The 9,714-nt window shown below is 66.4% G+C and carries 10 protein-coding genes; 3 read left to right on the top strand and 7 right to left on the bottom strand.

Annotated features, from left to right (window positions below):
* Positions 1 to 1,663, top strand: a 1,663-nt coding sequence (locus tag Q8M82_RS08125) for a copper-translocating P-type ATPase (protein ID WP_305690859.1), incomplete at its 5' end; no start/stop codon positions are given.
* 28 nt (positions 1,664 to 1,691) lie between these two features.
* On the top strand, positions 1,692 to 2,108 hold the full coding sequence (gene cueR, locus Q8M82_RS08120) for a Cu(I)-responsive transcriptional regulator (RefSeq protein WP_291820706.1): 417 nt from the start codon (positions 1,692 to 1,694) through the stop codon (positions 2,106 to 2,108).
* A 323-nt stretch (positions 2,109 to 2,431) separates the two neighbouring features.
* Here the strand turns inward: cueR and Q8M82_RS08115 are convergent, their stop codons facing one another.
* On the bottom strand, positions 2,432 to 2,674 hold the full coding sequence (locus Q8M82_RS08115; RefSeq protein WP_291820703.1) for a GDCCVxC domain-containing (seleno)protein: 243 nt from the start codon (positions 2,672 to 2,674) through the stop codon (positions 2,432 to 2,434).
* 5 nt (positions 2,675 to 2,679) lie between these two features.
* The gene (locus tag Q8M82_RS08110; protein ID WP_291820700.1) at positions 2,680 to 3,096 is read right to left on the bottom strand and encodes a mercuric transporter MerT family protein; all 417 of its coding nucleotides are present in this window, start codon (positions 3,094 to 3,096) and stop codon (positions 2,680 to 2,682) included.
* Between the two features lie 65 nt (positions 3,097 to 3,161).
* Here Q8M82_RS08110 and Q8M82_RS08105 point away from each other — a divergent pair, with 65 nt between their 5' ends.
* Entirely contained in the window at positions 3,162 to 3,626 is a 465-nt protein-coding gene (locus tag Q8M82_RS08105) for a MerR family transcriptional regulator (protein ID WP_305690858.1), read from the top strand.
* Here Q8M82_RS08105 and Q8M82_RS08100 read toward each other — a convergent pair.
* The 5 genes from Q8M82_RS08100 to Q8M82_RS08080 all read right to left on the bottom strand — a co-directional run.
* Positions 3,609 to 6,815, bottom strand: coding sequence for an efflux RND transporter permease subunit (locus Q8M82_RS08100; protein WP_305690857.1), 3,207 nt, complete (start codon positions 6,813 to 6,815; stop codon positions 3,609 to 3,611). The two genes, Q8M82_RS08105 and Q8M82_RS08100, sit on opposite strands and share 18 nt — an antisense overlap.
* Complete coding sequence (locus Q8M82_RS08095; protein ID WP_305690856.1) at positions 6,812 to 8,281, bottom strand: efflux RND transporter periplasmic adaptor subunit; 1,470 nt, start codon at positions 8,279 to 8,281, stop codon at positions 6,812 to 6,814. The genes Q8M82_RS08100 and Q8M82_RS08095 overlap by 4 nt, the downstream gene beginning before the upstream one ends.
* Complete coding sequence (locus tag Q8M82_RS08090; RefSeq protein ID WP_371126271.1) at positions 8,278 to 8,673, bottom strand: FixH family protein; 396 nt, start codon at positions 8,671 to 8,673, stop codon at positions 8,278 to 8,280. The genes Q8M82_RS08095 and Q8M82_RS08090 overlap by 4 nt, the downstream gene beginning before the upstream one ends.
* Before the next feature lie 129 nt (positions 8,674 to 8,802).
* Positions 8,803 to 9,153, bottom strand: coding sequence for a hypothetical protein (locus Q8M82_RS08085; protein ID WP_305690855.1), 351 nt, complete (start codon positions 9,151 to 9,153; stop codon positions 8,803 to 8,805).
* Between the two features lie 270 nt (positions 9,154 to 9,423).
* Positions 9,424 to 9,714 (bottom strand): FAD-dependent oxidoreductase (locus tag Q8M82_RS08080; RefSeq protein ID WP_305690854.1); only part of this gene is annotated, 291 nt, incomplete at its 5' end.

The following is a 9,714-nucleotide window of genomic DNA, read 5'->3' as shown; positions in this document are numbered from 1 at the left end:
GCGTTGGCTCGAAGCGCGCGCCAAGGGCTCGACGAGCGAGGCCATTCGCCGCCTACTGTCGCTCCCAGCCAAGTCGGCCCGCGTGCTGCGAGACGGCAACGAGATCGATGTCGCCATCGAGACCGTGGTCGCGGGCGACGTCGTGATCGTGCGTCCAGGCGAACGCATCCCCGTCGATGGCGATGTCGTATCGGGATCATCCTATGTCGACGAGGCGATGATCACCGGCGAGCCGATCCCGGCCCGAAAGCAACCCGGTTCTGCAGTCACGGGCGGGACAATAAACGGCGCGGGCGCCTTCCGCTTCACCGCCGAGAGAGTCGGGGCCGATACGCTGCTGGCGCAGATCGTGCGCACGGTCGAGGCTGCGCAGGGCTCGAAACTGCCGATCCAGGCGCTCGTCGACAAGGTGACGATGTGGTTCGTCCCAGCCGTCATCGGACTGGCTCTCCTGACCTTCACGGCCTGGTTAGCGTTCGGTCCAAGCCCCGCGCTGTCGTATGCGCTTGTCAACGCCGTCGCCGTGCTGATCATCGCCTGCCCCTGCGCGATGGGGCTGGCGACGCCAACCTCGATCATGGTCGGCACCGGCAAGGGCGCCGAACTCGGCATCCTGTTCCGGCAGGGCGTGGCGCTGCAGAGCCTCAAGGATTCGACGGTCATCGCCCTCGATAAGACAGGCACGCTGACCAAGGGCCGGCCGGAGTTGACCGACATCGCCGTCACGGAAGGGTTCAAGGAAGACGAGGTGCTGCGCCTCGTCGCCTCGGTGGAATCCCTCTCCGAGCATCCTGTGGCCGATGCGATCGTCGCCGGTGCGCGGCAGCGCGGGCTGGGGCTGGCCGAGCCGGCGGACTTCTCCAGCGAGCCCGGTTTCGGTGTCGCGGCAAGTGTCGAGGGTCGTCGCATCGAGGTCGGCGCCGACCGGTTGATGCGGCGGCTGGGCCTCGATCTATCGGCGTTCGCCGAGCAGGCCGCGCAACTTGGCAACGCGGGCAAGACGCCGCTTTACGCCGCGATCGACGGCAGGCTCGCGGCCATTATAGCGGTTGCAGACCCCGTGAAGGAGACGACGCCCGCCGCAATCGCCGCGCTGCACCAGCTGGGCCTGCGCATCGTTATGGTCACCGGCGACAACGCACGCACGGCGCAGGCCATCGCGCGCCGGCTCGGAATCGACGAGGTCATCGCCGAAGTTCTGCCTACCGACAAGGCCGAAGTGGTCAAGTCGCTACAGGCCGGAGGCGGCCGCGTCGCCTTCGTGGGGGACGGGATCAACGACGCGCCGGCGCTGGCGCAGGCGGATGTCGGCATCGCGATTGGTACTGGGACAGACATCGCGATCGAGAGTGCCGACGTCGTCCTGATGTCCGGCGATCTGGAGGGAGTCGCCAAGGCCATCGCCCTGTCGCAGGCGACGATCGCCAACATCCGCCAGAACCTCGTCTGGGCCTTTGGATACAACGTCGTGCTCATCCCCGTCGCGGCCGGCGCGCTCTACCCAGCCTTCGGTATCCTGATGTCGCCCATGTTCGCCGGCCTAGCCATGGCCCTTTCGAGCGTCAGCGTCCTAACCAACGCCCTGAGGCTCAAGCGCTTCGGCGGGTCGAAGCGGGTGGAACCGAGCCCGACGAGGCCGACAGCGCTAGCCGCTGCGCAATGAACTCGCCACAGTCATAGGAGACATCGACATGAACATCGGACAGGCGGCGACGGCATCCGGCGTGACGGCGAAGATGATCCGCTACTACGAGAGCATCGGCCTCATCGAGCCGCCAATCCGGACGGAGGCCGGGTACCGGATCTACGCGACCGAAGAGATTCACGAGCTTCGCTTCATCAAGCGAGCTCGCACGCTCGGGTTCTCTATCGAGGAGGCCCGCCAACTTCTGGCGCTCTGGCGCGACAAGAGCCGGGCGAGCGCCGACGTAAAGCGCTTCGCGATGAAGCACGTGCGCGATCTCGAAACTAAGATCGAAGAGCTTCAAGGCATGTCGCTCACACTCCGGCATCTCGCTCGGACCTGCCACGGCGACGACCGCCCAGAATGCCCGATCCTGGCCGATATGGCGCTACCCGGATACGATCAGCCGCCCCATGAGCAATAGCGGGGAGGGTCCAAGGCTTACCCCAACCGCGCGTCCGACAGCCGAGTGAGCGGTGGTGGACCCTCCCGATCACTGCCGCCTGTCGGCCCGTCACCGCACGCGGATCTCAGTCCCTGCAGTCAGTGCTTGGAATTGCCATGGCCGCCATGTACCGGTTCCGGAACAGGCGCGGCGCCCATGCCGCATAACCCCGCACAACATCGTACTGGACATGCGTCACCACGCACCAGTTTTATTCGCGGACACGCACTGGATGATCGGGCTGATGAATGCCGGATCCGATGCGCAGTTGCTTCGAAACAGTCCCCGATCCGCCGCCGGACTCAGTTCGGGCCCGCTGTCGGAGGTCCACAGCAGGCCGCCGCTGACGACTTTCCATCGGCGGCCTGAATCGGAGGACAGGGCGTCGCGCCATAGGAACAGAACACGCAGCAGTCTCCTTCCAGCGGTCTCAGCAGCACGCCGCAACTCTTGCACTCGTAGAAGAACCAGCAGGCGTCGATGGGCATCGTCTCTGTCGCCTGATGGGAGCAGTGCGGGCAGGTCAGCGTCGATTGAAGTTCCATGAAAATCACCGCGCCAGCTTGAGCAGGGCTGGCTCGACGTAAGGGCCCCACACCAGAGCCAGTCCGATGACCAGAGAGCCGACGCCGAGCAGCCCTATCGTGCGGCCCGATCGCTCCAGTTTGGCGCAGGTCTCGCCATCACATCTCGCGCTGCGACGTCGCCAGAAGAAAAATGCCCAGCCGAGGGCCAGCATGACCGCCGCGCCGGCGATGAGAAACGGCCGGATATTGGCCAGTACCGCAAGGCCGCTGAAGACCGCGCCGGTCACGCCAAGCCCTGCAAGCGCCATCGGCAAGACGCAGCAAGAGGATGCGATCAGAGCTCCGGCTCCGACGACGAGGCCCGTCCCCGCCAGGACGCCCGTCGAGGGCGCCGGGAGAGGCTTCGTCGCGCCAGATTGTCCGAGTTCAGCGCTGATCATGAATAGCTCTCCGGTCCGATCCATGTCACTCTGCCTCCGGTAGCTACTACGGGATCAAGCCACCTATGCTCACGAAGGCGCGAGGCCTTGCCGCCGGACAGCTTGCGAAAGCAGCAGGCGTCAATCTCGAGACGATCCGCTACTACGAGACCATCGGGCTGATGCCTGCACCGCCCCGCACGCCGGGCGGCCATCGCGTCTACGACGATGTCCATGTCAGACGGCTGGCCTTCATTCGCCGAGGCCGCGAGTTGGGGTTCAGCATCGAAGAGGTTCGCGCCCTCCTGATCCTGGACGATCCCCGCCAGGGCTCCTGCGCGGAGGCCAAGGACATCGCGGCGACGCACCTGACCGAGGTGCGTCACAAGCTCGCGGACCTGACGAGGCTGGAGAGCATCCTCGCCGCATCCGTGGCGCGATGCACCAGTGAGCCGCTCGCGCAATGTCCCGTGCTCGACATGCTCGGACCTGAAACCTCGCTACCGCGCGCTGGAATGACGACGCACGATAGCTCACTGGACAGGCTCTGACACGACGGCCATACTGGAGGCTGTGCCCGACTTGACGCCGCCATCTGTCGAATTTGGCCTTGACAGCCCGGCCGCCGCCTTCGGCAGCCCCCATCCCTTTACCAGCCCGTAGATCGCCGGAATCACCAGCAGCGTCAGCACGGTCGAGGAGACCATGCCGCCGATCATCGGGGTGGCGATGCGCTGCATCACCTCAGAGCCCGTGCCGGTGTTCCACAGGATCGGCAGCAGGCCCGCCATGATCGCGATCACGGTCATGATCTTGGGCCGCAGCCGCTCGACCGCGCCCAGCATGATGGCTTCCTGCAGATCGGCGCGGGTGAACGCCCGCCCTTCTACGGCGCAGCGAGCGCGGACCTCCTTCAGCGCCTGGTCGAGATAGATCAGCATGATCACCCCGGTCTCGGCCGCAACGCCCGCCAGCGCGATGAAGCCGACCGCGACCGCCACCGACATGTTGAAGCCCTGCCACCAGAGTAGCCAGACGCCTCCAACCAGGGCAAAGGGCAGCGACAGCATGACGATGAGCGTCTCGGTCAGCCGGCGGAAGTTGAGGTAGAGCAGCAGGAAGATGATCGCCAGCGTGACGGGAACGACGATCTTGAGCCGCGCCTCGGCCCGCTCGAGATATTCGAACTGCCCGCTCCAGGCGACGCGATAGCCGGTTGGGAGGTGGACGGCTTTGGCGATCGCTCCTTGCGCCTCGCGGACATAGCCGCCGAGATCGCGCCCGGCGATATCGACGAAGATGTAGATCGCAAGTTGGCCGTTCTCGGTGCGGATCGTGGTCGCACCGCGCTTGCGCTCGATTTTCGCGACCTCGCCGAGCGGCACGGAGCCGCCGCCCGGCATCGTCACTTGGACCTCGCGCGCGATCGACTGCGGGTCGGAACGCAGGTCGCGCGGATAGCGGATGGTGACGCCGTAGCGCTCGCGCCCCTCGACCGTGGTCGTCACGGTCTCGCCGCCCAGCGCCATCGTGACCGCGCCCTGAACGTCGCCGACCGAGAGCCCGTAGCGTCCCAGCGCGATCCGGTCGGGCACTATGTCGAGGAAATAGCCGCCGATGACGCGCTCGGCATAGGCGCTGGTGGTCCCGGGCACGGCCTTCAGAACGGTCTCGATCTGGCGCGAGACGCCTTCCATCTTCGCCAGGTCATCGCCGAAGACCTTGACGCCGATCGGGGTGCGGATGCCGGTCGCCAGCATGTCGATGCGGGCGCGGATCGGCTGCGTCCAGGCGTTGGAAACGCCCGGGAACTGCAGCGCCTTGTCCATCTCGGCCTTGAGCGTGTCGGAGGTGACGCCGGCCCGCCATTGGTCCTGCGACTTCAGGTTGATGATGGTCTCGAACATCTCGGTCGGGGCCGGGTCGGTCGCGGTCTGAGCCCGACCGGCCTTGCCATAGACGGACGCGACTTCCGGGAAGGAGCGGATGATCTGGTTCTGCGTCTGCAGCAGCTCGGCCGCCTTGGTGACCGAGATGCCCGGCAGTGTCGTGGGCATGTACATCAGCGTGCCCTCGTTCAGCGTCGGCATGAACTCCGAGCCGAGTTGCCGCGCCGGCCAGACGCTGACGCCGAGCAGGGCGAGCGCCAGCAGGATCGTCAGCGTCTTCGCCCGAAGCACACCCTTGATCAGCGGACGATAAAGCCAGATCAGCGCCCGGTTGATGGGGTTCTTGCGTTCCGGGATGATCCGGCCGCGGACGAACACGACCATCAGCGCCGGCACCAGCGTCACCGACAGGAAGGCCGCGGCCGCCATCGCGAATGTCTTGGTGTAGGCGAGCGGGCCGAACAGCCGGCCCTCCTCGCCCTCAAGCGTGAAGATGGGCAGGAACGAGACGGTGATGACGAGCAGGCTAAAGAACAGTGCCGGCCCGACCTCGCTCGCCGCCTCGATAATGATCTCGATGCGCGGCTTGCCCGGTGGGGCACGCTCCAGATGCTTGTGGGCGTTCTCGATCATCACGATGGCGGCGTCGATCATGGCGCCGACCGCGATTGCGATGCCGCCCAAGCTCATGATGTTGGAGCCCAGCCCCAGCGCCTTCATCGCGGCAAACGCGATCAGGATGCCCACGGGGAGCATCAGGATCGCCACCAGCGCGCTACGCAGATGCAGGAGAAAGACGACGCAGACTAGCGCGACGATGACGCTCTCCTCGATCAGCGTCACCTTCAGCGTCTCGATCGCCCGCTCGATCAGTTGCGAGCGGTCATAGACCGGCACGATCTCCGCCCCGCCCGGCAGGGTCGCGGCGATCTCGGCCAGCCTCGCCTTGGCGCGCTCGATCACGCCGAGCGCATTCGCGCCGAAGCGCTGCAGCACGATGCCGCTGGCGACCTCGCCCTCGCCGTTGAGCTCGGTGATGCCACGCCGCTCGTCGGGGCCGAGCTCGACGCGGGCGACGTCGGCGAGCCGCAGCGGCGCGCCCCGCTCGGTCCGCAGCACGATGTTCTCGATATCGGCGACCGACTTCAGATAGCCGCGCCCGCGCACCACGAACTCGAACTCGGCCAGTTCGACGGTGCGGCCGCCGACATCCATGTTGCTGTTGCGGACGGCCTCGCGCAGGGTCGCCAGCGATACCCCTTGTGCCCGCAGCCGCACCGGATCGACCACGATGGCGTATTGCTTGACGAAGCCGCCGACGCTTGCGACCTCGGCCACGCCCTCCGCCCGCGAGGCGGCGAAACGCACGGACCAGTCCTGGACCGAGCGCAGTTCGGCGAGCGTCATCTCCTTGGCAATGACGGCATACTGGTAGACCCAGCCGACGCCGGTCGCGTCCGGCCCCAATGTCGGCGAGACACCTGTGGGAAGCCGGCGCGCGGCGGCGTTGAGATATTCCAGCACGCGCGAGCGCGCCCAGTACGGGTCGGTCCCGTCCTCGAAGATGACATCGACGATGGAGACGCCGAAGAAGGAGAAGCCGCGCACGACGCGCGCCTTCGGCACGGTCAGCATGGCGGTCGTCAGCGCATAGGTGACCTGGTCCTCGATAACCTGCGGGGCCTGGCCGGGATATTCGGTGTAGACGATGACCTGCACGTCGGAGAGATCGGGGATGGCGTCGAGCGGCAGCGTTCGCACCGCATAGACACCCGCCGCGATGGCAAAGCCCGTGGCAACGAAGACGAGGACGAGGTTGCGCGCCGACCAGGCGATCAGGCGGGCGATCATGGTTTTGGCTCCCCAGGCTTCGACTCGGCGGGCACGCCGAGACCGCTCAGCGCCGCCTTGAGGTTGCTCTCGGCGTCGATCAGGAAATTGGCCGAGACGACGACGCGATCGCCCTCCGAGACGCCCTCGCTGATCGCGACCATGCCGTCGCCACGCTGGCCGACCGCAACCTCGCGCGGCTCGAAACGGCCCTCGCCGCGATCGAGGATGACGACGCGGCGTGTGCCGGTGTCGATCACGGCGCTGTCGGGAACGGCGAGAACCAGCCCCGCCTCGCCGGAGCCGATCTCGACATCGGCGTACATGTTGGGCAGCAGCATGCCGGCGCGATTGTCGATTTCGATGCGGACTTTTGTGGTGCGCGTCGCCTCCGCCACCTGCGGATAGATCAGGCCGACCTTGCCCGCGAACTCCGTCCCGGGTCGCCCGCGCAGGCGGACCGTAGCGGGCGCGCCTATTCGGATCGCCGCCAGATCGCCTTCGGGCACGTCAGCGAGGACCCAGATCGTCGAGATGTCGGCGAGCCGGAACAGGCTGTCGCCCGAGGCCATCCGCATGCCGTCGACGACGTTGCGCTCCAGCACGATGCCGTCGCGCGGGGCCGACCAGACGATCGTCAGCGGCACTTTCCGGGTGCGCTCGATCTCGGCTACGATCTCCGGCTGGACGCCGAGATTCTCCAGCCGCTGGCGCGCGCCGCCTTCGGGCGCGCCGCGCCCGGCGGCGTTGAGTTCGGTGACGAACTGCGCGCTTGCTGCCGTGATCTCGGGTGAGTAGATCCGGACCAGCCGGTCGCCCCTGGCGACGCGATCGCCGGTCGTGATCGGCGCCACTTCCTGGATGAAGGCGTCCGAACGCGTCGCGACCACCGAGACACGTCGCTCGTCGAGTTGAACCGAGCCGGGCACGCGGATCGGCCGACTGATCGCCTGCCGGATGACAGCCTGAGAGCGCACGCCGCTGCGCTGGATGCGTCCCGGGGAGAGCCTGATCACCTTGTCGTCGGCCTCCTCGCCGGCATAGACCGGCAGGTAGTCCATCCCCATCCAGTCCTTCTTGGGCACCGGCGAGGTGTCGGGCAGACCCATCGGGTTACGGTAATAGAGCAGTTTTCGCTCGGCCTCGGTGGCTGCGGCGGGGCCGGCTTTGGTCTGCGCCGGTCTGGCCGCAGGCGGGTCGAAGCTGATCTCCTCGCTGGCGCGCACAGGCAGGAAGTCGCGACCATCCTCCGTCTTGCGGGGTTCCGGCGCATAGACCGGAGCACCGTCGGGGTGGCGCCAATAGGCGATCGGCCCTGCGGCGGCCGCTGGCTCGGCCTTTTGCGCGACCGGCGATCTGGGCATGAAGGCATGGTGGAGCCGGTCGAGGCCGGGCAGGACGAGGCCGCGCGTTCCGGCGACATAACCGGCCGCGCCCGCCGCCGTCACAGTGGCGAGCGCGAGGGCGGTGAGCGGAATCCGGCTCATGGCGTCGCCTTCAGGATAAGCCTGCTCTCCAGCGTGCCGACCTCGCCCTGCAACTTGGCCGCGAGCGAGAGACGCCAGCCGCCTTCCATGATCAGGTTGGTCCTGAAGCTGTAGATGCCGGGCTCGGGCGCGGGCATGGGCTCCAGCTTCGAGGCCATCGTCGCCATGCCGTCCGGCTCCATGTCGATGCGGCTTGCGAAGATGACGGCGTCGGGTACCGCCTTGCCGGTGCGCTTGTCGATGAGCCGGACGGTGACGACGACGCCGTCACCCTGCTTCAGCTCATACTGGGTGAGCTGGAACTCGTAGTCCTTGATGTCGGCCAGCGCCGGCATTGCGAAGGCGAGCGGAAACGCGGCGACGAGCGCGCGCAGGGGATTCAAAGTCGACATTGTGAGTATCCCGAACGGATCAGGCTGCCGCGCTCTGGCGCGGCTCTCGCGTGGCGCGAAGCCACGGCCCACCGACCGCACAGACAGCGCAGTGCGGCTGGAGCCAGCGCTGACGCGCCGGCTATTGCCTCAGCGTCGCGGAGGTCTGGCGGGGGGCGCGAAGCTCTGAGATGCGCGCTCGGCGTCGTCGCCCAGAAGAGCAATGATGGCCATGACCGGTCGCGGAAGTGCTACGGCCTTGGCCGTTCCGCCGGCGAAAGTCTTTGCGAGGCAGAAGGTCAGCGACGGACAGTTCGTTGTGCAGTCCTTGGGACCATTCTGGTCCGACGGGCAACACGGCATGCCGGCTTCCATGGTCTCCTCGACGCCGACAGCGTCCCGCGTCATACCGGCCTTCGCCGGGGTGACATAGGCCGCGAGAACGCTGGCCGTCAGGAACATGGCCAGGATTAGCGCGTGCAGGAAGAGCCGGATCTTCATAGGTAGAGGATGCCATGTCCGGGCCGCCGGCAAAAGGCCGGCGGCATCAAGATCGCGTCAAACAGTCGTCATCGCAGCTGAGCTTCCAGTACTAACTTGACGGATGCGGCTCGACTTTCTCGAGTGCCTTCGATGGTTGCCGCGTGCCGTAAGGCCGCCGGCTGGCGGAAGTCGAAGTTACCGGACGTCCTCACGTTGCCACCTGAAGATGCTTACGTGGACCGAGGTGCTCTCGATCCATCCTAATACCGAAGCCGGTGCCGACCAAAGTTACCGATACAGAGGTTGGCGGTTGTTTAAATCGTTGCGAATAGCTGTGGCAGCCACGGCAGCCTGCCCCATGGCGTAGCTAATCTGGTCGAGCCCCTCGACCATGTCGCCTGCGGCATACAGGCCTGGCACATTGGTCCTTTGCTGGGCATCGACGGTTACGCATCCTCGACTGGAAACTATCGATCCCAGTCCAACCGCGAGATTGCTTCGGACCTCGCTGCCCAAGGCGGGGTAGACAGCGTCGAATTCGATGTTTTTGTTGGGCAAGGCCACCGCGATCGTCCTCTC

The sequence above is a fragment of the Allobosea sp. genome (assembly GCF_030694325.1).
GTDB lineage: Bacteria > Pseudomonadota > Alphaproteobacteria > Rhizobiales > Beijerinckiaceae > Allobosea.
Note: the sequence above shows the minus strand (reverse complement) of the source record. Positions and strands in the feature narration are given on the sequence as shown.

Coding starts and splice junctions, on each gene's coding strand:
- Q8M82_RS08095 (WP_305690856.1), bottom strand. CDS start 8,281: ATGAGCCGGATTCCGCTCACCGCCCTCGCGCTCGCCACTGTGACGGCG.
- Q8M82_RS08110 (WP_291820700.1), bottom strand. CDS start 3,096: ATGATCAGCGCTGAACTCGGACAATCTGGCGCGACGAAGCCTCTCCCG.
- cueR (WP_291820706.1), top strand. CDS start 1,692: ATGAACATCGGACAGGCGGCGACGGCATCCGGCGTGACGGCGAAGATG.
- Q8M82_RS08085 (WP_305690855.1), bottom strand. CDS start 9,153: ATGAAGATCCGGCTCTTCCTGCACGCGCTAATCCTGGCCATGTTCCTG.
- Q8M82_RS08105 (WP_305690858.1), top strand. CDS start 3,162: ATGCTCACGAAGGCGCGAGGCCTTGCCGCCGGACAGCTTGCGAAAGCA.
- Q8M82_RS08115 (WP_291820703.1), bottom strand. CDS start 2,674: ATGGAACTTCAATCGACGCTGACCTGCCCGCACTGCTCCCATCAGGCG.
- Q8M82_RS08090 (WP_371126271.1), bottom strand. CDS start 8,673: ATGTCGACTTTGAATCCCCTGCGCGCGCTCGTCGCCGCGTTTCCGCTC.
- Q8M82_RS08100 (WP_305690857.1), bottom strand. CDS start 6,815: ATGATCGCCCGCCTGATCGCCTGGTCGGCGCGCAACCTCGTCCTCGTC.